Source organism: Sphaerospermopsis aphanizomenoides BCCUSP55 (assembly GCF_001586785.1).
GTDB lineage: Bacteria > Cyanobacteriota > Cyanobacteriia > Cyanobacteriales > Nostocaceae > Sphaerospermopsis_A > Sphaerospermopsis_A aphanizomenoides_A.
Genome location: NZ_LUFH02000029.1, coordinates 17693 through 41769, shown reverse-complemented (window position 1 = coordinate 41769; position 24077 = coordinate 17693). Strand labels below are relative to the sequence as shown.

Below are 24077 nucleotides of genomic sequence, written 5' to 3'. Positions count from 1 at the left end.
GTAATCCTGGTATTTATATGTAGGTTGGGTTGACGCAAGGAAACCCAACATTTCCAACATTAAGAAGGTTTTTGTTGGGTTGCGCTATCGCTTAACCCAACCTACAATTTTTATTGATTAGATTGATTTTGTTGCAACCAATTTTCCAAATCTGACAGAACAGAAAAATCTAACAAATCTTCAGCTAATGTTTCTATTTCTTCTCTAGTTAACTGTTCAATTTTTGGTAATAAATCTTGAGTAACTGCACCAAAACGACGGTTTAATTGTCGCATAACAAAGTTTATCGCTGCATTCTCTTGAGATTTTATTATCTCTTGGTAATTTCCAGATTTATTTTCTTTTTTATCTACCCATTTTTCTAAATCTTCCAAAGTTGAAAAATCTAAAAATCCTTCTCTCAATTCTTGTACATTATCTGTTGATAATTCCTGAAGTCGAATTGATAACAGTCGAGGAATTGTACCTAAGCGTTTATTTAACTGTCGTATTAGTAAGAATTTCACTCCTATCTCTATTCCTATTTCCATTCCTAATTTAACACCTAGATTAATTCCTAGTTCTGTTTCTTGTTTAATTCCTATTCTCTCTGCTAATCTCATTCCTAAACGAGTTCCCTGTTTTAAACCTTTATCTTTCCATTCTGCTATTGTTCTAGCTTCTTCACTCATTGCTGCTAACATAGGTTTTATTTCTCCTTATTTATTAAACACCTTGAAAATATCAACGGTACAAGTTAAATTAGCACCTGTTTGTTGTGGTACTGTACAGGAAGAATTTTGATATGCTTTAGAAGCATCACCATTTAAAACAGCAGTAAAGTCTTTCAATTCTTTATCAGGATCATCTGATTCTAATAATGTTAAAATCAAAGTATGACACTCTTTTCCTGTAGTCGTACATAAAGATTTAAATCTTTTATTAGGATCGTTTTCATCTTCAGAATAACCCCAAGTTAAAGTTTTCAAAGTTCCATTATCATAAGCATCTTGTAATTTTGGTGTGACTTCTTGACATCTCCGTTGTGGAGGAAACCCTGCTTTTACAAAGTCGGTGCGTTTCCACACTATTAAATCTCGTGTTTGGTTTTGATATTTAACTTTGGTTGTGTGTTCTCCATTTTTGTCTGTTTCACAGGAGAAAGCTACTTTGTTAGGTTCTTCGCATCCTGTTAAGATCAGGTTTAAACTAAACATAATCATGAATAACAACCACTGATAACTTTTCATAATTGCACTTGTGGGTATATTAGATTATTTGTTGTAGTATATTATGCCTCACATAGAGAGTTGATGTATATAAAATTTACGTAAATATTTGTTTAATTACGTCTTTCTCATTCCCATACTCTGTGTGGGAATGAATAAAGGAAGTCTCTGACTTCCGTTTTTGTAGAGTCCGAGATTTTGACTTCTGTTTGTGTCGAGTCAGAGACTCTATCAAAGCATTCCCAGTCTGGAGACTGGGAACGAGATAATGAGATATGGTTACTTAATATCTGTCACCCAAGCTTTAATTACATAGTCTCCTAAAGCTGCATTTTCTGATTTAATTTTCAACTCATATTCACCTTTGTCTACCATAATAGAAGCTGTGAAATTATTGTCTTTATTTGCGACATCTTTCACAGTCATAAAATTCGGATCATCTAATTTACGAACGGTGAAAATAGGACTAAACTCTTGACTCACTATTTGCACTGTTAAATATTGTTTTTTATCACTTTTGAATTTGTAACCATCAAAATTTTTACCGCCACCAAATTCTTTATCATCTGATGTTGTTAATTGTCCTGCTTTTTCTTTTCCATCTGCTATTAATTGATTTTCTGGGTTTCTCACTATTAAAGTGATCCCAATAACTACAACAACAGCTAAAACAAAACCTGCAATTAATTTAATAGGAAGTTTTATTTTTGGTAGTGGAGGTGGTGGAACTGGTTTTTTATTTAATGTTCTTAATGCTGCTAATGCTTCCGTTGCATTTTGAAAGCGTTGTTTATAACTTTCACAAATCATTTGATTTAATACAGCAGCAAATTCTGGACTGACATTTGCTTTTGGTTGCCAATTTTCAGCTAATGTAGGTGTATAAGTGGGGTCTTCTCCCGTGACTGCAAAAACCCCAATCATTCCTATAGAATAAATATCACTAGCAAATGATACTGTACCCAATAATATTTCCGGTGCAATATATCCTTTTGTACCGCCAAGAATTGAACCTATTTTTGTTCCGGGAACAGTTACTTCTTTCGCTAAACCAAAATCAATGACAACTAATTTATTATCGGTACTTTTACGAATAATATTCTCTGGTTTAATATCTCTATGAATTACAGAATAACCAGGATTAGTTTGAATATATTCAAAAACTTCTAAAATCTCAATTAATAAAGATATGGTTTTTTGTTCTGATAATGTTTGACCTTGTTTAACTTCAGTTTTTAAAGAATCTCCTTCAATATATTCCTGCACATAAAAATATTCATCCTGTTCATCAAAATATTCGTAAATTGTCGGTATCTGTTTATATTCTTCTCCCAGTTTTGCTAACACTTGAGTTTCTATTCGGAAAAGTCTCAGATATTCCTGCCAGTATTGATTTAATATTTGTTGCTGTTCTGGAATTGGGAGATTTTCAATATTTAATTTAGCTGCTGTTGGTTTTTTGAGTTGTTTTAAAATCCGAGTAGGTTGATTTGGATGATTAGAGTCTTTGACTTTATAGGTAATTCCAAATCCTGTATTACTAGATAAAATATTGGTAATTTTGTAACGTTCTCTCAAAACAGTACCAATTTGTAAAATTTTGTTCATAAAATGCCTAAATTTACAAAATATCCCAAATAAATTATACAATATTAAACTGTCTGATTTTGCTCTTATAGCCGTAGACAAAGCGTTGAGGACATTAACCAAAACTAAAACTTATACACTCAAAGGCTTTTAAAACTGTTACCTGTCACCTGTCACCTGTCACCTGTCACCTGCTCTTACCTCTAAATACAAGTAAACTTAATTTAGAGTACACTGGGAGTTAGATACTAAGAGGTAAAAATATTATGGTAGCCACACCAACCCGTCAATTAAGTTTAGAAGAATTTTTACAACTACCAGAAACTAAACCTGCAAGTGAATATATCAATGGAGAAATAATTCAAAAACCCATGCCACAAGGTAAACATAGCAGATTACAAGGGAAAACAGTTAACACCATTAACAATGTAGTTGAAGATGCTAAAATCGCTTTAGCTTTTCCAGAGTTAAGGTGTACATTTGGGGGACGTTCCATAGTTCCTGATATCGCTGTATTTGCATGGGATAGAATTCCTGTAGATGAAAAAGGTAATATTGAAAATGCTTTTAATACCTATCCAGACTGGACAATTGAAATTCTTTCTCCTGAGCAAAGTATAACTAAGCCTACCAAAAATATTTTGCATTGTTTAAATCATGGTACTAGCTTGGGTTGGTTAATTATTCCAGAAGAATTGAATATCATAATTTATCCACAGAACCAGCAACCAATATTTTTAGAAAATTCAGCAGATATATTACCAGTTCCAGATTTAGTTGGTGATTTACATTTGACTTTGGGACAATTATTTGATTGGCTGAAATTGTAGACAATCATCAACTGCATATCTCATCACAACTATATGAATCTACCCAACACGATTACTTTTTCCAGACTTTTGGGAATACCTTTTCTACTTTACGGTTTATATATTCCTACGTCCCAAGCTCAATGGATATGTTTAACTATATTTTTAATTGCGGCTTTAACAGACTGGTTAGATGGATATTTAGCTAGGAAACTTAACCAAATTACTGATTTAGGGAAATTTCTTGATCCCCTCGTAGATAAATTATTGGTACTTGCACCGTTATTAGTTTTGGTGGAATTGGGGAAAATACCAGCTTGGGGAGTTTTTATCATCCTAGCACGGGAATTAGCGATCGCAGGTTGGCGTGTTAATCAAACCACTATCACTGGTGCAAATATTTGGGGTAAGTTAAAAACAGTCAGTCAAATCATTGCCATAGCCCTACTCATAGCACCTTTATCACCAGCTTGGCAAATCTCTTCATTAATTGCTTTTTGGATTTCCGTAATTTTAACCATAGCTTCTGGAATTATCTATATACTACCGCCAAAAAACGGTACAATTACTGAATAAGCCAAATTAAGCAAGTTAGGTCGCATATAGTATACATCTCGTAATAAATTTTCTTGTTCTCCTAGCTTAGAACAGTATTTATGGTGACAAAAAATACTGGGTTTTTCTTAAAAACCCTAACTGTTAGATTGTTAACTGCTATTTTCATCATCTCCAGCTTACCAACACAGGGTAAAGCACAATTAACCCCTGGATATTTAGTTAGCGTTAAATTTCCATTAGCAACTAACCGGGGAGCGCCAGAACGAACTGCACCAGGAGGAAGAAGAGGCGGTTGTGATTTGGATAACCTCATAGAAGAAGCAACACCATCAGACTCTAATTCCAGCAAAATCAAGCTAACGGCTGTAGTACCAATCAATAACATGATTACAACCGTAGTTCCTAACCCTTCGGTTTACGTACATATTCCCGTCATTATAGATACAGAAGTTAAATTTCATGTAGTTGAAAAAGACACAAAAAAAGAAGTTTATACAACCGATTTTTCACTACCTCATATTCAGGGAATAGTGAAAGTCCAACTTCCAAAAACAGTGAAATTACAACCAAATAAAATTTACACTTGGGAATTTAAAGTCATTTGTGATCCTGATGATTCATCTGACGATAAATTATTAAAAGGATGGATAGAACGTACATCTTTAACTTCAGAAAAAATGGATAAAATAGAGCAACTTAAACAAAAACCACTAGAACAAGCTAAATTGTATGCAGAATTTGGTGTTTGGAATGAAACCGTAGAAATTCTTGAATCTTTGCGTGAAAATCCTCAAGCAGAAATAGAATGGGATGAACTTTTAGAATCTGTGGAACTGCAACAATTAGCTAATGCTCCTGTGAATAACTGTTGTCAAGTTGCTAATTCTCCCACTACACCTACCAACACAAATAACACCGAAAAAACTAAACCAACTTCTTCACTCAAAAATGACTTGGAGGGTAGTTTGTAGTTGTCAATTCCCACAAACAACTTTATCTTTAAACAAGCTTGAGCTTAATGCTCACTGAAAAATAATTACTCCTCCTAGCTCTTCCATCATTTGTTCTAGTAATTCTTCCATCATTTCTTCTTGTCTAGAACGTAAACTGGGAGGTCCTGCGAGAAACTCTTTAATGGTAATTTTTTGTTCTCTAAAATCTTTGATAAAGTCTCGAATATCAGCAATGACATTAATCTGAGTTTCCAAAGCTTTCAGCATGATACCAGTAGAATCAATACCTTTTTTAGCTGCTTTGCGAGCATCTGAAACCATTGCGCCTTCGGGAGTATTTTTAGCAAGACGTAGTTCTTGTTTCAGCTTCTCATATTGAGTTTTGAGGATTTCATTTTGTTGTTCTAGATTATTACATCTGCGAGTTAAATCATCTTCGCTATTGTTATCAATAGTTTCCCCTAACTGATGCTGTCGTTCAATTTCTAACAGTCTTGCTAAATCTCCCTCCTGATAGGCTTTGTTGATTTCTTTCATAATTTCTGTATGGGACTTATGAGTTTCACTGTCTTGTACTTTATCAGGATGAAAGATTTCAGCTAACTTCAAAAATGTCTGGCGGACTTTTCTTGATTCTTCCGTTCTACCAGCAGCAGTAGATTGTATTTCTTCTTGTGAGTCCCAATATTGACGACGGTTATTATGAGGTTCATCTTCCTCTGTATCTGGGTTCTCAAATAGTTCGTCTAGTTCTGCATCTTCTTCCTCTTCTTCGTGATTAGATTTTGGACTAATTATTCCTGACATTTGCAGGTTGAAGTAAAGTGATTCTATATTTTTTTGGGTTTGCTTACCAAATTTCCTAGTAGCAAAAATCTCCTTAAACAAAGCGTGGATTTCTTGATCTAAGTCTGCCATCCTTTTAAAGCTGGGACTGGCTTTTTGAAATATTTCTGTGGCTAAAGAACGCATTTGTTCTACAAAGTTGTTTAACTCAGTTCGCTTTTTCTTAATTTGTTTTAGAAGTGACTGATGTTCTTTTTCTAAAGCTGATAAATGTATATGCAGATCCGAAAGTGCCAGTATTGTGCTGGGGGATGTTGGTGATGCAGACTTGGGTTTTCTAGGCATGAAAAAAACAGGTAAGTTTACGGTTTAGGAAATAACTTAATTAGATGTGAGCAATTACTATTATTTTGGGAGTTGGAATTAATATTTTATTTTACTACTTTTCTTATCCGTGATGATGTTAAATAAATTTAATCTATCTCCAGGTGTATAACTCCTGAATTAAACGATGTTGCTGGTGGAGAATGGGTAATGAATGGGTAATGAATGGGTAATGTTTTGTTTATTACCCAATACCTAATCCCCAATTACCAGCTATAGCCGTGGACAGGATGGTTAGGACATCAACTGATAATAAAACTCCCTATACAAGAGGGTTTTACTCCTGACTCCTGCTATAATTAGATAGAATTCATCAACTGTGCTGCTGTCACCCAAGCACCGTGGAAACCATAGGGTACTCGTTGGGGAATAATTACTCTTGCAACAGGTTCACTGCTGACATCTTGAGCATTTATAACTACTAATTCAGAAGTTTCTGAATTTTCATCATGCACAAAAGTGACAAGCCAACCATCATCTTCTGCTGTTGCATTTAAACGAGGTGCAAACACGGCTTCACCACCGTAACGTCCTTGTCCAAATTCATGGGTTTGAGATTTGCCACTAGCAAAATTATATTTAATTACGCCGTCAAATAAAGGTACGGGACTATTAGCCATTTTCCCAGCATAGCCGTATTGGGTATTTCTTCCCACCAGGTTTTCGTTAACGCGGGGAAATTCTGCTGGTACGTCGTCTAGCATTTCTTCTGTGACTGCACCTGTGCTGAGATTAAACCGCCAACGATGTAAGAAAGGTAGGTTTGCTGTGGGATCAGTTGATGAACCATTTTCCAATACAGTTGTGGAACTCATACGACAAGCAATAAGTATTACTTCGTCTCCGGCTTCGTAGGCGTTAAGGGTGTGGAAGATGTAGCATGAAGGAGTTTCAAACCAGCGGATATTGCTGTTGTCTCCGTGACGTGGGACAATGCCAAAACGACTGGGAAGATGACTCTCAAACATCATCATTGCTTCCCCCCGTTGCATCCGTTCTACACTGAATGTTAGGGGTAAATCCATAAAAATCGTGTAATTTTCAGTAATAGCAAAATCGTGCATCATTACTCCCATTGGTATTTCAATGGGTACTGTCCGCAATAATTCCCCTTGGGCTGAAACTACACTATATTGCAAGTATGGAGGTGCAAAGGAGTAGCCAAAAAACATCATTTCCCCGGTAACAGGGTCTACTTTAGGATGGGCAGTAAAAGGGGAAATCAGTTTGTTATTGTAAGTATATTCACCAATAGTTTCTAACTCAGGAAGTCGAATATTGTGAGGCGTACCCCCTTCCCACACGGCTAAAAATTGTCCTGCGTGCCAAACTAGGGCAGTATTGGCGGTATTTTTACCAGGTCCGTAGGGGTTGTCTATTTGGGGTGGTTCTAAAAGTCCCGTCCAAACCGCTTTACCTTCTTGATATTCAATGTTCCAACCTCTGGTACGGACGTAACGGTTGCGATAGGTAGCTTGACCGTTGCTAATTTCTACACCATGTAACATTCCATCACCATCAAACCAGTGATACTGACCAATGGGTGAATGTTGGGGGTTGGGTCCATTGCGGACAAACATCCCGGAAAGGTCTGGGGGTAGTTCTCCAATGACTTTCAGGGTGTCTTGAGTAATTTCTTGGCGGACTGGTGCGAAATTACCATCTAAATAGGGATTTACTACGGTTGCTACCATTGTTATTGTTGAGTTTTATGAAGTTACTTGATCTAATATAGCCATACTCCAAAATCTAAAATCCAAAATCTAACATCCAAAATCCAAAATTTTTATGAGTCTCACTCTTTACCTACTCCGTCATGGAGAAACAGAATGCAGTCGAAATCATGCCTTTTGTGGTTCGATAGATTCAGAATTAACTCCTGAAGGTGTAGAAATGGCCAAGGCTTTTGCTGCTGCATACAGTTCTACCCCTTGGAGGGCGATTTTTTCTAGTCCTATGCGAAGAACTATAGAAACAGCAAAACCTTTGTATACAACTATAGGAATGCAACCACAATTGCGGGATGGTTTAAGAGAAATTAACTATGGTGCGTGGGAAGGAAAAACCCCAGAAGTGATTAGCCAGGAATATCATGATGATTATCTTCGCTGGTCTGCTGACCCTGCTTGGTATGCACCCAATGGAGGAGAATTAGCAGTCACAATTGCTTCTCGTGCTATGCAGGTAATTGAAGAAATTAAGCATCTTTATAGCAGCGGTAATGTTTTAGTTGTCACCCATAAAGCAACCATCAGAATTATTCTTTGTAGTTTGCTAGGAATTGATGTAGGACGTTTTCGTTATCGTTGGGGATGTCCTGTTGGTTCTGTGAGTATTGTAGAATTTACTGAACATGGGCCAATGTTGCAAACTTTAGCAGACCGGACTCATTTGGATGCAAGATTACGAAACTTAGGAGGAACATAAGAAGGCAGTAGAGATGGGGAGGTGGGGAGATGAGGAGATGGGGAGATGGGGAAGAAAATTTTAGATTTTAGATTGGAGATGACAAGAACAATCCAAAATCCAAAATCCAAAATCCAAAATTGAATCACCTATTAGGAGTTTTATTATGTTTCCTGTTATTGAAACTATTCCTTTACGTCAAATGGCTTCGGGTGATATCTTATCCCTTCAAGTTTACAAATTTATAGGTTCTCAGCCAGGAAAGAAGGTTTATATTCAATCTAATTTGCATGGAGCAGAAATTTCTGGCAATGCAGTTATCTATCAATTAATCGAGTTTTTATCAACGATCAAAGACAGTGATTTAGCTGGAGAAATTTGGTTAGTTCCTGTTTGTAATCCTATGGGAACAAATCAACGCGCTCAACATTTCTCTCCTGGGAGATTTTGTGCTTATGACGGTAAAGACTGGAATCGCATTTTTTGGGATTATGAGAAAGAAGCTAATGATGTGGTAGATTTTGCTAAATCTCAACTTGATCTGGATATAGAGGTCATCAGAAAAAATTATTTAACGGCAATTAGCAGGAAATTTTCCCAAAATTTAGCAAAAATCAATTCTCCTGCCAGTGTACCCTATAGTGATATCTTTCGCTATCAACTACAATCCCTGTCTTTAGATGCAGACTACTTGATTGATTTACATAGTTCTAATAATCAAGGGTTAGACTACGTTTATTATTTCCAAAATCGGGAAGATAGCGCCAAATACTTTCTGCTTGATTATGGCGTTTTATTAGATAAATATGATGGAGATGCATTTGATGAAGCTTTTATCAAACCTTGGTTAGCACTAGAAGCTGCTTTGCAAACACTGGGAAAAAATATCAGATTTGATATCGAAGCTTGGACATTGGAACTAGGAACAGGAATGCAAATGAAACCTGATTCAGTTGCTAAAGGTGTGCAGGGTATAAAAAATTATTTAGCTCAAAAAAAGGTTTTACAACTTCCTGACTTAATTCTCTCGCAAACACAATCTCATCAAATGTATTTTGCTGCCAGTAGCAAGAGAAAAAGGTATTATGCTATTGCAGGGGGTATGATTCAATCTAGAGTTGAATTGGGTAGTGTTGTCAAAGCGGGAGATAGGCTGTATCAAATTATCAGTTTTAATAAAGAAGGTAAATTACCTGCTGTAATTGATATTAATGCAGAAGCAGATGGCTTAGTTTATGATGTATCAACTAATCAGGCTGTCAATCAAGGTGAGTTTGTCCTGGGCGTGCTTCAACAATAAAATAAAAATCTAAGACTTATATTTGATATTTGATAGATTGCATGGTGCAACCTTACAAAACTCAGTACACCTAAATTCTCTAAAACCCTATTCCCTATTCCCTATTCCCTATTCCCTGCCCCCACAAATAATTTTAGTAATCAAACCGGATTCCTATATATTCTGTAATAGATTAAACTAAACATAAGGACATTCTGGCACATACCAGGGTGATTTTATGTCTAGTTTTGATTTGAGAAAAAACCAATTTATCCCGGCTGTAAAATATGAAGGTGGAGTCAAAGGTGAGTAATAGTGATAATTATAGCTTCTCGTTTTCAGAAGCAGTTACAATTCCCCAAGCTCCTCCTGAGTTTAAATCTGGTTTTATCGGCATTATTGGTCGTCCTAATGTCGGTAAATCTACTTTGATGAATCACGTAGTAGGTCAAAAAATTGCTATTACATCACCAGTAGCGCAAACTACCAGAAATCGGTTAAGAGGTATTTTAACCACAGAAAAAGCGCAGTTAATTTTTGTCGATACTCCAGGAATTCATAAACCACATCATCAATTAGGAGAAGTGCTGGTACAAAATGCCAAAATCGCCATTGAGTCGGTAGATGTGGTACTTTTTGTAGTTGATGGAACGGCTGCTTGTGGTGGTGGCGATCGCTTTATTGCTGATTTACTTAGCCGTAGTCACACACCAGTAATTTTGGGAATTAATAAAATTGACGAACAACCATCAGATGCAGAAAAAATAGATGCTAGTTATCTTCAGTTAGCTAAAGAACATGAATGGCAAGCTGTGAAATTTTCTGCTAAGACAGGTTTAGGATTAGTAGAAACCCAAGAATTATTAATTGAACATTTAGAACCTGGTCCTTTTTACTATCCACCAGATTTGGTGACAGACCAGCCAGAACGATTTATCATGGGGGAATTAATTCGGGAACAGATTTTATTATTAACTCGTGAAGAAGTTCCTCATTCAGTAGCGATCGCCATTGATTTAGTAGAAGAAACCCCAAGCATTACCCGTGTACTTGCAACTATCCACGTGGAAAGAGATTCCCAAAAAGGAATTTTAATTGGTAAAGGTGGCACAATGCTAAAAGCAATTGGTAGTGCTGCTCGTGAACAAATCCAAAAACTAATTGCGGGTAAAGTTTACCTAGAATTATTTGTAAAAGTACAACCAAAATGGCGACACTCACGAGTAAGATTAGCAGAATTAGGTTATCGCGTGGAAGAATAGGCAATTAAGAAGCATGGAATCAGGCTATTACCCACATCCCAGCCCCTGTTCTTCTCCATTCCCCGATATGTACAATTAACCACACCATTTCCTGATAAAATTACTGTGTTGTTCTTCTGGAAAGTCAGCACCAAAGATAGGAAACTATGATGAAATCTTGGATGGTAATCGGGGGTGTGGCTTTCTTAGTAGCCTTTGTGAGTAACCGGATTACACCTAGCGATCGCCAGTGGTTTAGGCATTTACAAAGACCTAGATGGCTGACTTTTGAAGGCGCAATTCCGCTCATCTGGACAGTAATCTTTATTTGTGGCGCTTGGTCAGCTTATATTATCTGGGAAGACAAACCCAATAATAGTATAACTTGGTTAATGATGGGTTTATACCTACTGCTAGAAATATTTACCATTGCTTATACACCTGTCATGTTTAGGTTACGTAGTCTCAAAGTTGGTACAATACTTGGTGGTACAGGTTTCATCATCTGTTTTTTAGTCGCCTTCGCAGTTTTACCCGTTTCTATTTGGGCTGCATTATTACTAGTTCCTTATTTATTGTGGAGTCCCATTGGCACATATACCACTTGGGAAATGATTCGTCTTAACCCACAAGATGCTTAACTGAATAATTCGTAATAGTGCCTCCGGCACGCTGCGCGAACGTAATTCGTAATAGTGCCTCCGGCACGCTGCGCGAACGTAATTCGTAATTCGTAATTATTTATTTTCTCCTCTACCACCCTGCTTCCCCTGCTCCCCTATTCCCTATTCCCTTTTTAAACAAGAAACATATCTTGTCAACATTCAAATCAGCGTTCAATTTGAAAGTCCAGGAATACTCTTAATTTGTGAGATTGAGTTATCACAAGCTTCAGTAAAAGCTAAATAAGAAAAGATATATAACCATTATATCATATTTGTGAAGCTAAAAAATATGTAATAAGAAATAGTTTTTGTTCATAGCCATGTTCACTGCGATAGGATTCCTAATTAAGTTTGGCAAAGCCAGGGAGACTGTTTTTTAATTTTTTTGTTCCTGATGAACTATTACTTGCATCGATAAATAATTTTAAGGATTAAAACGTATTCATACACGAGGTTTTGAGCAGCTAATTTTACTGATTAATTAAGTTGTACTTATCAGATGATTCCTTGTTACTAACTAAATAATATTGAGGTTAGCTTATGTAACGTATATGACATTTTTATAGAGATTATCCGTTCTACAATTGACTGAGAGAATAGGCAAACATTTCTCAAACATTGATACTGCTTCAGTTCAGCTATATTTTAATTTCTACAGTGACCTTCTGTAGCACTGGATACTTTTATCACCCTATTTTTTGTGATTGATATAGGGGATCGCAATATTCGATATCAGTAATTAATAAGTTAAGGTAATACCATTTTTATTATTTCTTTGTTATTTTGTATTTAACGGGACAGTTATTCAACACACTGTGAGTTTAAATAACAATTAGTTGAAAGATGTCTCTGCTGATTCCATGTAAGATATCTAAGTCAAAATTGTCTTAAACACAATTACCAAGACAACGCAGAGTTATGCAACAAATTGCATGGACATAGCCCATATTGAAAAAATTTCATCAATCTAAAGACAACAGGGTTTATAACTATGGTCACCACAAATACTCAAACTATCATTCTTCCTGCTTTAATTAGTCCTATTGGCGCAAATCATCAACAAGGAAATAAATTTGATTTATTACAACCAATTCGTCAATGGTTAGATGCTATCGAAATTCACAACCGTAAACTCGCCAAATTGATTGCTAAACTAATTCCTGCTCAGTGTCCCTTTGAACGTGATATAGTTTTATTCGGTCATAAAATTGCTCACATTCCCCCAATGTGCAAGCTAAATCCACTGTATGATCAATTAGTTGGCTTGCGTTTTCGCGCATTGTGTTATTTAGTAGATCAATGTGGAGAGGATATCCAATCCTACTGCTAAATACAACTAGATCAAACACCAGATGGAAATTAAGATCGAGCATCAACCTAGTCAAGAGAGCCTTCAGCAATTAGGTGTATACAAATGGGAAATTTGGCAAAAAGAAGCTTCCAAATTCCCGTGGACTTATGATTCTCAAGAAACTTGCTACTTTTTAGAAGGTGAAGTCATTGTAACTCCCGATGGTGGTCAACCAGTGCAAATGGGTAAAGGGGATTTAGTTACTTTTCCGGCTGGTATGTCTTGTACATGGGAAATTATCCAAGACGTAAAAAAACATTATTGCTTTGATTAATTCTGCTCCAAGAGCCAAAATTTATCATCTTTGTCTCCTGGTATAGTTGACAATTCAGAAAACAAACATCTCATCATTTAATTTGGAGTTATATTTGTCTGGAGATTCGCAACGAGTGTTATTAACTAAAGTTGCAGTATGGGTAAATTGTTTGTATCCTTATCTTTCCGTACTTGTTGCGACTCCATCCCTAAGTAGAGAATTGCTGTGATAATTATAGCGGCGCTTCCGCCAGTAGCGTAACCCAAAAGCTCCCCCTAGAATCAGTAACCCGGAAGTGGAATTGAATTCAAAAGGAACAGCAGTAGTATTTTGAGTAGCATTCAATTGTATATTATCAATCCCGTTACCGCCTGTAGCAGTGGTAGCACCGTTAAAAGTAATGCGAAAGAACACTGTAGAAGCACTATCGAGAGCATTGACATTGCTGAAGTCGAAAGTTTGTATACTTACACTTGATACTGGGATGTAGGGATTCGTTCCGATAATTCCTGCTGTGGAGAATGTAGAACCATTAGTAGACCATTGAACTGAATTGTTATTGAATCCGTTGGGTGTTCTCACGGTTGCAAATGAGAGAATTGGGTCAGAATATTGAGAGAGATTAAACTGAAGTGTAATATTTCTGCCATTATTAATATTAGATGTACCAGCTTGCAGGACAAGAGCATTACCAGCAGGATCGCTACCTACTGCATTGACAGTTGTACCTGGGAAATAGTTAATGTTTGCAGGCGCAAAATTACTTGTTAGCGTACCATTACCTTGACTAGAATTAAAGTTGTTGCTGTTGAAGTTCCAGGAATCAACAAAAGTGAGAGCTTGAACATCATCAGGAGAAATCATGGTGAATCCCACAGCGAGGGTAGGAATTAACACCAAAGGAGATAGTGAAAGAAAACTCTTTTTCATAACAATTTATACTTTAAGTGCCACGATGATTATATCAAACCTGGTGCTTTTAAGCAAGATGTTATTTGATATTCTTATGTTTGAGGATGTTGGGAGGTTAAGCCAATGCACTCAAATTTACTTAATTTATTCAAGTAGTAATACTGCAATAATAGACAATCATTTATAATAGATTTAAGAAGAAATTTAAATATACAGCAGTTTCTGAAGATAGGAGGTACACCTGTAACGGGTAAGATGCCCGCACCACAAGAGTTTGATGATTCCAGTTTGTACCTCATTTGAATGAAATAGGCTGTAAAATGCTATTACATCTCAGCACCTGGCCAGAAATCGAAACTTATTTACAGCAATCTTCAGGAATTATTATCCCTATTGGTTCTACAGAACAACATGGACCGACTGGTTTAATTGGTACTGATGCTATTTGTGCCGAATCTATATCCCGTGGAGTTGGTGAAGCGACTCAAGCTATGGTTGCACCAACCATGAATGTGGGTATGGCATTACATCATACTGCTTTTCCAGGGACTATCAGTTTGCGTCCTAGCACTTTAATTTTGGTAGTGCGAGATTATATAACTTGTTTAGCAAAAGCTGGTTTTAGGAAGTTCTATTTTATCAATGGACATGGTGGAAATATTGCTACTCTCAAAGCAGCTTTTTCAGAAACATACTCTCATTTAGAAGATTTGCAAATTCCCAATTCTGCAAAGGTACAATGTCAAATTGCGAATTGGTTTATGTGCAGTTCTGTGTATAAACTAGCCAAAGAATTATATGGAAATCAAGAAGGTTCTCATGCGACTCCTAGTGAAGTTGCTGTGACTCAATTCGTTTATCCAGAAGCAATTAAACAAGGATATTTATCTCCTGAAGTTGCTTCTGGACATAGAATTTATAGTGCTGTTGATTTTCGTTCACGTTACGCTGATGGAAGGATGGGTTCTAATCCTGCTTTAGCAACTCCTGAACATGGTAAGCAGTTTTATGATTTGGCTGTTGAGGAATTAAGTAAAGGGTATTTGGAGTTTGTGAAAGAAGATTAACGGAGGCAGGGGGCAGGAGGCAGGAGGCCGTTTTTGTCACGAGGATTTATACCCCGTTCCAAAAACTTTGGACGAAGTCCGTTTTTAGACCCGATTGTTTCGATACTTAATAAGTATTTATGCGATTAAGTATATAATTAAAAATACCGTATGATTAATACTGCACTACTTTTTTTCAAGAGATGTAGGTATTCAATTATGCGAGAGATAAAGCCTTGGACTACTACCTTAGTAGTTGTAATATCTGTTATTGCTACTTCAATAGGAGTTTACAATTTTGAATGGGTTTTAAACACTACTTGTGTAATCAAAACATTGCCCAAGGTGAGTAAACATTGTTCATAGGATTTATATTATATCATTGCTTTATCTCCCCGACTTCTTAAAAAGTGGGGATTCTTTTTTTCTAATTTTGTGTTTAAATTAGTTCTTGAAATTGCGTTTTCCTTTGTAACCAGAAATGTTAGCAATGGTTTCTAAAGATTGCATTCCTGGATATTTTTTACCTTTAATTTCCCAAGTAGGATAACCTTGAATTTTGGCTTTTTGACACAAATCAGGTCGGGGTTTAGTACCTTTTGGATCACATTCAATATATGTAATTGTTGCCCATGCTTGTTTACCAAAGAGTTCTTTTTGGTGGTGACAATGTGGACACCAAAAAGCACCATACATTTTCGCTTTGATTGTTTTGAGATGTTTGGCTAAAGCTATTTCTGCTGCACCTGATGAATTTTTGATATCAGTTTTTGTTTGTTTGGTTAATGTTTGATTGCTCGTGACGTTGGCAGAATCCAAGGAACATAATAATAGTTGTTCTTGAGCTTTGGCTACAGTAGTAAATAAAGTTAATGTAGCTGCTAGGGAAAAAGTAATAATTGGGTATTTCATGGTTGATCGAAATTCAGCAGTTAGATATTAGATAAAAGATGATTTGCCAGAGGGAATAGGGAATAGGAATGAGAAAGTTTAAAGTTGATGATTTATATCCTATAACCTAATTCCCTATATAGGACTTATTCAACAATTAAAAATTAAAAATTGACAATTACCTCTCCCTATAAATGAAAGGATTGGGGAATAGAAACTGTTGGATTTTTTCTCCTTTACAGAAAATTGTCAATTATCAATTATCAATTGTCAATTAACTTTGTGCTATTCCTTCTTCCCTTGCGGCTTGTTGTACAGCAGCAGCAACAGCGGTAGCTACACGACTATCAAAAACGGAAGGAATAATATGTTCTCGATTTAAGTCAGAAGGTTTAACCAAAGAAGCGATCGCACTTGCAGCTTGTAAATACATGGTTGTAGTAATCGTTTTCGCCCGACAATCTAAAGCCCCACGAAACACTCCTGGAAAAGCCAAGACGTTGTTAATTTGGTTGGGGTAGTCACTGCGACCTGTGGCCATAACTGCCACGTTTTTGGGGGCTAATTCTGGTTGTATTTCGGGGATGGGATTAGCCATTGCAAATACAATTGCATCCTTGGTCATTCCTTGTACCATTTCTGGTGTTAAAACTCCAGGGGCGCTAACACCGATAAACACATCTGCACCTTGGGTTGCGCCGGCTAAAGTTCCTTGGGCTTTCACTGCAAATTCCAGTTTTTCTTCGTTTAAATCAGTGCGATTAGTGGATATAATGCCTTTAGAATCACACATCAAGATGGTTTCTGCGCCGGCTTTGCGAAGTAAACGCGCGATCGCCACTCCCGCTGCACCAGCACCATTAATCACAATGCGGATGTCTGCAATTGATTTATTGACTAATTTTAAAGCGTTAAACAATGCAGCCAAAGTCACAATTGCTGTCCCATGTTGGTCATCGTGAAACACTGGTATATCTAATTCTTGCCGCAGTCTTTTTTCAATTTCAAAACAGCGCGGTGCAGCAATATCTTCTAAATTTACACCACCAAAGACAGGGGCAATATTTTTTACTGCTTTGACAATCTCATCTGTATCTTGGGTATCCAGACAAATAGGGAAAGCATCAATTCCTGCAAATTCTTTAAATAGCATCGCCTTACCTTCCATTACGGGTAAAGCTGCACCGGGTCCAAGATTTCCCAAGCCTAAAACCGCACTACCATCGGTGACAATGGCTACAGTGTTTTGTTTGATAGTCAGGTTGTAAACTTCCTCTGGATTTTGGGCGATCGCTGTACAAATCCGCCCCACACCCGGAGTGTAAGCCATTGCTAAATCAGAAACACTTTTTAAAGGAATTCTACTAGCAATGCTAATTTTGCCACCACGATGTAAATTAAAAGTCCGGTCATAAACACTAATTACCTTGATGTCGGGTAATGCTTTTACTGCTTGAACAATGGTTTCCGCGTGTTCGGTACTAGCAGCATCAACTGTAATATCACGGATGGATTCTTGGCGGGTTTGTTCAATTAAATCAATTTGACCAAGATTACCACCATTGACAGCGATCGCTTGCGTCACAGATGCTAACATTCCCACGCGATTGGGAATCTGCAAACGCAGAGTAACACTGAAACTAGAATTAGGAGTTAAGTTTGTCATTGTGCTGTTTGATTTGAAAGTTTAGATTTTATAGTGAATTGCTGGTAAAAATTCTATTTCGATAATTAAATATGAAATTTATATCTATGTAGTTAGGTATTCAGTGTCAAAAAAATATTTCCATTTGTATAAAAAAATACAAAATTAGACAATGAAAATCTTCAGCGATTACGCATCTGAAAATTTTATCATCCCAAGATAGTAAATTCTTGTAGTGCGGTCATCTTGCCCCCTAGACCTATAAAAATTAAATATACAACAGCTTAACATCACCCATAATAACCCTAAAATTGCTATGATAATTGCGTATTTACAACAGTAGTAGAAAACGGCAACTAGAGAATAAAACGCAGCTATGCCAGAAATAGCTAACGGGACTTAAAGAAAATAGAAAAATTTATCCTATGAAAGACAAATTATTTTTAAGAATTGCCATTTTTGGTGGTGTAATTTTATTACTTGGAACTCAAATTTATGGTTATACTAAATATAGTCTTTCTCCCTTTAATCAGTTATTTTTGCTTACCCATCTTCAGAGTAAATTCTTGCTGCAATCTACAAATGTGATTGGTAATACTGATCCTCTTGATTCTATAGCTATCAGCCCCGATGGTAACACTTTAGCTAGTGCGAGTAGTAATAGTGTTGAAGTTTTGGTCAATAAAAATAATGTTAGTGGTTGGATTACTTCTATCAAAATCTGGAACTTGCGAACAGGGGAATTGAAATCTACCCTCACTGGCAATCCTGGTTTTAATGCCCTAGCAATTAGCCCAGATGGTAACACTTTAATTAGTGGAGATCGTGACACTACTATCAAAATATGGAACTTGCAAACAGGAAAATTGAAATCTACCCTCACTAGTCATTCTGAAGGAGTTTATTCCCTAGTCATCAGCCCAGATGGTAACACTTTAGTCAGTGGAAGTTGGGATACAACTATCAAAATTTGGAACTTGCAAACGGGAAAATTGAAATCTACCTTGATTGGTCATTCTGGTTTACTGCATCCCCTATTTATAACCTCCGATGGTAAAACTGTGATCAGTGCGAGTAGTCTGAGTGCGGGTGATACCGATGCCATGACCATCAAAACTTGGCGGTTAGAGTAGTCTGCATCCTGATTCTGACAATAAAAATATCCTCTAAATCTCCAAATCCCCAAAAATCACAACTCTAACAAACATCCTGTAAATCCTTAAATTTTGTAAATTCTGATATGGCTACGCCACGCTACGCTATCAGACAATAAAAATATTAATATCGCTCATAATCACCCCAAAGTTGCTATGATGATTGCTTATTTCCCACAGTAGTAAGGAATAGAGAATAGGTGAAATTTATTATTATTCTTCTAACCTCCTGACTACTGACTCCTGACTACTGACTCCTTTTAAATTATGCTTTATCCCATTGTTTGGAAAAATAACTCAGTTTTACTCATCGACCAAACCCGCTTACCAAATGAGTATGCTGTGGTAGAGATTAATCGCAGCGAAGACATGGCAGAGGCCATTACCACTATGATTGTCAGAGGTGCGCCAGCGATTGGTGTTGCTGCGGCTTATGGTATATATTTGGGTGCAAGAGAAATTGAAACCACCGATAGACAAGAATTTTTAAACCGCTTAGAAAAAGTTGCCCAGTTATTGCGTTCTACCCGTCCCACAGCGGTAAACTTATTTTGGGCAATTGGAAGAATGATGCAAACTGCCTATGAAACTTTGGGAACAATTGCCGAAATTAAACAAATTCTCCTGGAAACTGCCCAAAAAATCAACGCAGAAGATATCCAAACTTGTCAACAAATAGGTGATCATGGTTTAGAGGCTTTACCCAAAACTCCCGACAAGCTAACCATACTTACCCACTGTAACACTGGTGCTTTAGCAACTGCTGGTTATGGTACAGCATTGGGTGTAGTGCGTTCTGCGTGGAGAGAAGGAAGATTAACAAGGGTATTTGCAGATGAAACCCGTCCTCGTTTACAAGGTGCAAAACTCACAGCCTGGGAATGTGTACAAGAAGGAATTCCTGTGACAGTTATTACTGATAGTATGGCTGCCCATTGTATGAAACAAGGTTTAATTGATGCAGTGGTGGTCGGTGCTGATAGAATAGCCGCAAATGGCGATACAGCTAATAAAATTGGTACTTACAGTTTAGCAATTGTTGCTAAAGCTCATAATATTCCTTTCTTTGTTGCTGCACCTATTTCTACTATTGATTTTACCTTAGCTGAAGGCAGTCAAATTCCTATTGAAGAACGTCATCCATCAGAAGTTTATCAAGTTGGTGATACCATTCTCACACCTTCAGGCGCAGAATTTTATAACCCTGCTTTTGATGTGACTCCAGCCAAGTTAATTACAGCCATTATTACAGAAAATGGTGCTTTTCCTCCTGGTGAGTTAATAAAATCTCAGTTAAAGCAAGGGGCTTAAATGAAAAGCTAATGCAAAAATTAATTCCTACAATTTCCTTAATTCTTTCCTGCATCTCTCTTGTCAGTTGTAGTAATTCACCAAATAGCACAACACAAGAAACATCAACTAATACTGTCGCCCAATCTCAACCACAAACTTCTCCAGAATCTGAAGGAAAAACAGAAATTCCAGTTCAAACAGAATCTACTTCCCAAACTGTTAGCAACACCAGAAAAAAAAATCAAACGACTCGCAAGAAATTACCCAAACAACCCCAAATTGGCACAGTCAAAGAATTAGTCAATGGTGATTTACTTTGTTATGTCACCTTAGTTGATGAAAAAGGTAAAGAAAGCCAAGTTGGTGCAAGTTTTGAAATTTGTGCAGAAGAAAGCAAATTTTTAAATAAGAAAGTACGCGCTGTTTATACTATAGAATCAGTCAATGATTGTCAAAGTGCTGAACCCTGCGGTAAAACTCGCCAAGAATCTATCATTACCAAAATGGAAGTTGTAGATGAGAAAACATCATCTAAACCTGAGAATAGTAAATCAGCATCGGTTATTGTAGGAAATGAAATAGTCAGTGGAGAAATAGCGAAAGAACAAACTCCGTCTGCAAATAATAAAACCCAAACTATCAGTAATGGTGAATGGACAATTACAACAGGTAATCATGACTCTTGGACAGGAGTTAATAATACAGGAGATATTAGTTATAAAGGATGTGATGCCAAAGGTAAATGTATTGAACTCTCAGGGGGAAAAGTTTCCTGTCGGGATGGTAGATGTGTAACAGGTTGGACAAATGGCGATTTTAACTACATTTTAGAACAACCAATTACAGAAGATGGAAACGCTGATTCAACCCTGATAGTGAGAAAAGGTGAAACCGAAATTCTCAAAGCTACAGGATTGAAAGCTGTACCTAATAATTAAATTTTGGATTTTGGATTTTGGATTTTGGATTTTATTTATGGGGATTACCTTCTACCTCCTGCCTTCGTCCTCCTGCTTCCTTAATCACTATCTATCTCTAATATTAGGTAAAGTGCGGATATTAGGAGGAAATTTTATTTTCGCTTGCTGTTGAAAGTATTCACGGGAGTAGTAATTCTGACGGCCACTATTATCTAGAAATTGAGTGTAACCTTGCAACATAATTTGGCTGCTACCGTAACTAAAAGTTAATAGAGAACTCGCAAAACCTTTATTATAGTTTGCTGTTCCATAACCATGATTTGCATCTTGGACATTCACACCATAAGTTACTAAGGGAACAGTTCCCCAATCACAATCTTGTGGATGACATTGACCAAATACTTGAATATTTAATTTATCACCACCAGCAGAGGTAATTACTAAGCGAGTAACACCACGAGTATTACTATCTTTGTTTACCCAAGTACCAATAAAATCAGCAGGTGCAGCTATAGCAGGACTAACTAAGGTTGTAGCTAAAGCTAAACTGGAAATAGCAAGACTTAAAGACTGTTTCAACATTTGATTTACTGTCTTTTTTTGATGTTGTGAATTAGCAAATTAAAATCTTTCTGGATTCTTATTTATTGCCTCCATTTTTCACTCCATGCACCTGTAACATCAAACCCACCAGTTACAGGAGTTAGTTTCAAAGACCCATAACCAAAGGTGTTGCAAATTGGACCAAAACCAGCAGCACAAATATCACCTGCACCGTAACCATTAAAGGAACGAGTTCCAATGTGGGAATAAGTTGTTCCTCCCCAGTTACCATTACCAAACCAAGTTGTGTTTTTGGGTCCGATACGAAGAACACAACGCAACCCTTCACCTTGACGATTTCCATTCAGGTCAGAAACTTTATATTCATCTAAATAGTCACCACAAGTTGTTGGTCTGGGTAAGGGTTTGTAGTTGGTAGATTGGACTAATTGCCATTCTTCATTCCATGCACCAGTAACATGAATTGTTGATGAATTTAAGATTTTAATTTTGATATTTCCGGGAAAATTATTGTTAATATCTTCGCCATTACCATGAATATCGGAAGCAAAACCAACCAGGTTAGAACCTCTATAAATTGCTTGTCCGAGATGGCGATATGTTGCACCACCCCAATTACCTTCACCATACCATGCTAATCTGGGAATAGTATTACCTGGTTTACCTTCACTCAATTTAACGCAGCGAATACCAAAGCCTTGGCGATTATCTAACGGTTTAACAATATAAGTACGAAGATGGGGCGCACAAGTAAAATTGGATTTTTGAACTATTGGAAAGTTGTGCAATGTTGGTACTTGGGCTAAGGTGCTAGTTGTAGCAGTTAGGGCAGTGATAGTACCAATTACTAAAGATTTCATGGTTGGGCGAAACATACTTATCTTTCCTTGTAGTAAAGTTGGTTGATGAAAGCTTTATTAACGCCTTCACTGGTTGTATAGGTAGAAAAATTATTTTTATGCAGTCTCGAAAAAACATCATTGAAATTTTTTCCACTTTTGTGCAGTTTGCGGGCGATCGCTTTGCTAACTGGGCGGTAGAATCTAAACTACGGCGTAGTATGCAAAGTTGTCTCAACCACACACCCCAAGCAAATTCTGAGTCAGAATCTTTTTGGGCGCTTTATTGGTATAAATATTGGCAAGTGACGGAAACAGAATCTTTAGCCAGGGAACATCTCACCGCCTATTTACAGGAAAGTTGTTATTGGGTATCGCAAAAAACAGTTGCGAGTTTCGCTAGTACACAATATCAACTCTCAGACTGCTTCCAAATTGCTATTTCCCAAGTTGAGAAAATTCTCAAAGCCTTTAACCCCAATCATAGTAATCTGAAAAATTACGCCACTACGATTTTTAGTAATTCCATTCGGGAAACTCTGCGTCAACGTCACGAAATTGATATCTGCACAGATTGGGGTTTATTGCGGAAAATCACCAAAAAACGATTGCTGGAGTCGTTAGCAACCGCTGGTTTATCTCCCAGTGATGTGAATGCTTATGCACTTGCTTGGGAATGCTTCAAAACTTTCTATGTTCCCACACCCACCGGTACATCTCGTCAACTTCCTCCACCAGATGTGGAAACTTGGAATGCGATCGCTAAAAGTTATAATTCTCAAAGCAGTCAGTCAGTAAATCCCCAAAATATGGAAAAATGGCTGTTAAATACCGCAAAAGCTATCCGCAAATATCTTTATCCCACCCTCAATTCTCTCAACACTCCCCAAGCTGGAGATAATTCTTTGGAATGGTTAGATAACCTTCCCGGCTTACAGCAAGAATCATTAGTTAACGAAATTATCGCCCAAGAAGAAGAACAAACACGAAACGACCAGCAAAAAGCCATAAATCAGGTTTTAATTACAGCAATATCCCAAATAGAACCACAATTACAACAAATTTTGCAACTGTATTACCGTCAAGGATTAACCCAAGACAAAATTGCCAAACAACTAGAAATGCAACAATATACCGTATCCCGCAGACTCAAAAAAGCCCAAGAAAATTTATTAAAATCCTTAGCTAACTGGAGTCGAGACACCCTGCATATTTCCATCACCTCAGACCTACTCAAAAAAATGAGTGTAGTCATGGAAGAGTGGCTACAGACTTATTACTGTAATTCATAATATATCTTCTTCCTTCTTCCTTCTTCCTTCTTCCTTCT

24 protein-coding genes are annotated in these 24077 nt (G+C 36.9%); 14 read left to right on the top strand and 10 right to left on the bottom strand.

Annotation, left to right across the window (positions count from 1 at the left end; translation table 11 throughout):
* Positions 1-110: 110 nt before the first annotated feature.
* The 3 genes from A0J48_RS09585 to A0J48_RS09575 form a co-directional block, all read right to left on the bottom strand.
* A complete protein-coding gene (locus tag A0J48_RS09585) occupies positions 111-683 on the bottom strand; it encodes a DUF4351 domain-containing protein (protein ID WP_200322542.1) in 573 nt (190 codons plus the stop codon).
* A gap of 15 nt (positions 684-698) precedes the next feature.
* Positions 699-1229 (bottom strand): COP23 domain-containing protein, encoded by a 531-nt coding sequence (locus tag A0J48_RS09580; RefSeq protein WP_234300819.1) that lies wholly within the window; start codon positions 1227-1229, stop codon positions 699-701.
* A gap of 258 nt (positions 1230-1487) precedes the next feature.
* Positions 1488-2816, bottom strand: a complete 1329-nt coding sequence (locus A0J48_RS09575; RefSeq protein ID WP_200322541.1) for a serine/threonine-protein kinase — start codon at positions 2814-2816, stop codon at positions 1488-1490.
* A 245-nt stretch (positions 2817-3061) separates the two neighbouring features.
* On the opposite strand from A0J48_RS09575, the gene A0J48_RS09570 reads away from it, so the two are divergent.
* The 3 genes from A0J48_RS09570 to A0J48_RS09560 all read left to right on the top strand — a co-directional run bounded on the left by A0J48_RS09570 (position 3062) and on the right by A0J48_RS09560 (position 5133).
* Positions 3062-3625, top strand: coding sequence for a Uma2 family endonuclease (locus tag A0J48_RS09570; RefSeq protein WP_200322540.1), 564 nt, complete (start codon positions 3062-3064; stop codon positions 3623-3625).
* Positions 3626-3658: 33 nt separating this feature from the next.
* Positions 3659-4180: a CDP-diacylglycerol--glycerol-3-phosphate 3-phosphatidyltransferase gene (pgsA, locus tag A0J48_RS09565; protein ID WP_200322539.1), complete on the top strand. Its 522-nt coding sequence runs from the start codon at positions 3659-3661 to the stop codon at positions 4178-4180.
* Positions 4181-4260: 80 nt separating this feature from the next.
* The gene (locus A0J48_RS09560; RefSeq protein ID WP_200322537.1) at positions 4261-5133 is read left to right on the top strand and encodes a DUF928 domain-containing protein; all 873 of its coding nucleotides are present in this window, start codon (positions 4261-4263) and stop codon (positions 5131-5133) included.
* A 51-nt stretch (positions 5134-5184) separates the two neighbouring features.
* On the opposite strand, the gene A0J48_RS09555 is transcribed toward A0J48_RS09560, so the two are convergent.
* A complete protein-coding gene (locus A0J48_RS09555) occupies positions 5185-6246 on the bottom strand; it encodes a J domain-containing protein (RefSeq protein ID WP_200322535.1) in 1062 nt (353 codons plus the stop codon).
* Between the two features lie 338 nt (positions 6247-6584).
* The gene (locus A0J48_RS09550) at positions 6585-7979 is read right to left on the bottom strand and encodes a carotenoid oxygenase family protein (RefSeq protein ID WP_200322533.1); all 1395 of its coding nucleotides are present in this window, start codon (positions 7977-7979) and stop codon (positions 6585-6587) included.
* A gap of 94 nt (positions 7980-8073) precedes the next feature.
* On the opposite strand from A0J48_RS09550, the gene A0J48_RS09545 reads away from it, so the two are divergent.
* The 6 genes from A0J48_RS09545 (at position 8074) to A0J48_RS09520 (ending at position 13501) form a co-directional block, all read left to right on the top strand.
* Positions 8074-8712, top strand: a complete 639-nt coding sequence (locus tag A0J48_RS09545) for a histidine phosphatase family protein (RefSeq protein ID WP_200322531.1) — start codon at positions 8074-8076, stop codon at positions 8710-8712.
* A 145-nt stretch (positions 8713-8857) separates the two neighbouring features.
* On the top strand, positions 8858-9991 hold the full coding sequence (locus A0J48_RS09540) for a succinylglutamate desuccinylase/aspartoacylase family protein (RefSeq protein ID WP_200322529.1): 1134 nt from the start codon (positions 8858-8860) through the stop codon (positions 9989-9991).
* A 266-nt stretch (positions 9992-10257) separates the two neighbouring features.
* Entirely contained in the window at positions 10258-11232 is a 975-nt protein-coding gene (gene era, locus A0J48_RS09535) for a GTPase Era (protein WP_200322527.1), read from the top strand.
* A 146-nt stretch (positions 11233-11378) separates the two neighbouring features.
* Positions 11379-11852 carry a TspO/MBR family protein gene (locus A0J48_RS09530; protein WP_200322525.1) on the top strand — a complete coding sequence of 158 codons (474 nt, stop codon included), beginning with the start codon at positions 11379-11381 and terminating at the stop codon, positions 11850-11852.
* Positions 11853-12867: 1015 nt separating this feature from the next.
* Positions 12868-13206 (top strand): Mo-dependent nitrogenase C-terminal domain-containing protein, encoded by a 339-nt coding sequence (locus A0J48_RS09525; RefSeq protein WP_200322523.1) that lies wholly within the window; start codon positions 12868-12870, stop codon positions 13204-13206.
* 22 nt (positions 13207-13228) lie between these two features.
* On the top strand, positions 13229-13501 hold the full coding sequence (locus A0J48_RS09520) for a cupin domain-containing protein (protein WP_200322521.1): 273 nt from the start codon (positions 13229-13231) through the stop codon (positions 13499-13501).
* Positions 13502-13660: 159 nt separating this feature from the next.
* Here A0J48_RS09520 and A0J48_RS09515 read toward each other — a convergent pair whose 3' ends face one another.
* Positions 13661-14413, bottom strand: coding sequence for a PFE-CTERM domain-containing protein (locus tag A0J48_RS09515; RefSeq protein WP_200322519.1), 753 nt, complete (start codon positions 14411-14413; stop codon positions 13661-13663).
* Between the two features lie 302 nt (positions 14414-14715).
* Between A0J48_RS09515 and A0J48_RS09510 the strand changes: the two genes are divergently transcribed.
* Positions 14716-15462 (top strand): creatininase family protein, encoded by a 747-nt coding sequence (locus A0J48_RS09510; RefSeq protein ID WP_200322517.1) that lies wholly within the window; start codon positions 14716-14718, stop codon positions 15460-15462.
* Positions 15463-15885: 423 nt separating this feature from the next.
* Here the strand turns inward: A0J48_RS09510 and A0J48_RS09505 are convergent, their stop codons facing one another.
* The gene (locus tag A0J48_RS09505; protein WP_200322515.1) at positions 15886-16353 is read right to left on the bottom strand and encodes a thioredoxin domain-containing protein; all 468 of its coding nucleotides are present in this window, start codon (positions 16351-16353) and stop codon (positions 15886-15888) included.
* A gap of 253 nt (positions 16354-16606) precedes the next feature.
* A complete protein-coding gene (locus A0J48_RS09500) occupies positions 16607-17998 on the bottom strand; it encodes a malic enzyme-like NAD(P)-binding protein (protein WP_200322513.1) in 1392 nt (463 codons plus the stop codon).
* Between the two features lie 404 nt (positions 17999-18402).
* Between A0J48_RS09500 and A0J48_RS09495 the strand changes: the two genes are divergently transcribed.
* The 3 genes from A0J48_RS09495 (at position 18403) to A0J48_RS09485 (ending at position 21362) form a co-directional block, all read left to right on the top strand.
* Entirely contained in the window at positions 18403-19110 is a 708-nt protein-coding gene (locus A0J48_RS09495; protein WP_200322511.1) for a WD40 repeat domain-containing protein, read from the top strand.
* Between the two features lie 288 nt (positions 19111-19398).
* Positions 19399-20442 (top strand): S-methyl-5-thioribose-1-phosphate isomerase, encoded by a 1044-nt coding sequence (gene mtnA, locus A0J48_RS09490; RefSeq protein WP_200322509.1) that lies wholly within the window; start codon positions 19399-19401, stop codon positions 20440-20442.
* Positions 20443-20453: 11 nt separating this feature from the next.
* A complete protein-coding gene (locus A0J48_RS09485; RefSeq protein ID WP_200322507.1) occupies positions 20454-21362 on the top strand; it encodes a hypothetical protein in 909 nt (302 codons plus the stop codon).
* A gap of 87 nt (positions 21363-21449) precedes the next feature.
* On the opposite strand, the gene A0J48_RS09480 is transcribed toward A0J48_RS09485, so the two are convergent.
* Both A0J48_RS09480 and A0J48_RS09475 read right to left on the bottom strand, forming a co-directional pair.
* The gene (locus A0J48_RS09480; protein ID WP_200322505.1) at positions 21450-21926 is read right to left on the bottom strand and encodes a hypothetical protein; all 477 of its coding nucleotides are present in this window, start codon (positions 21924-21926) and stop codon (positions 21450-21452) included.
* A gap of 62 nt (positions 21927-21988) precedes the next feature.
* Positions 21989-22783, bottom strand: a complete 795-nt coding sequence (locus A0J48_RS09475) for a hypothetical protein (RefSeq protein WP_200322503.1) — start codon at positions 22781-22783, stop codon at positions 21989-21991.
* A gap of 83 nt (positions 22784-22866) precedes the next feature.
* Here A0J48_RS09475 and A0J48_RS09470 point away from each other — a divergent pair, with 83 nt between their 5' ends.
* Positions 22867-24039, top strand: a complete 1173-nt coding sequence (locus A0J48_RS09470; RefSeq protein WP_200322501.1) for a sigma-70 family RNA polymerase sigma factor — start codon at positions 22867-22869, stop codon at positions 24037-24039.
* Positions 24040-24077 lie beyond the last annotated feature (38 nt).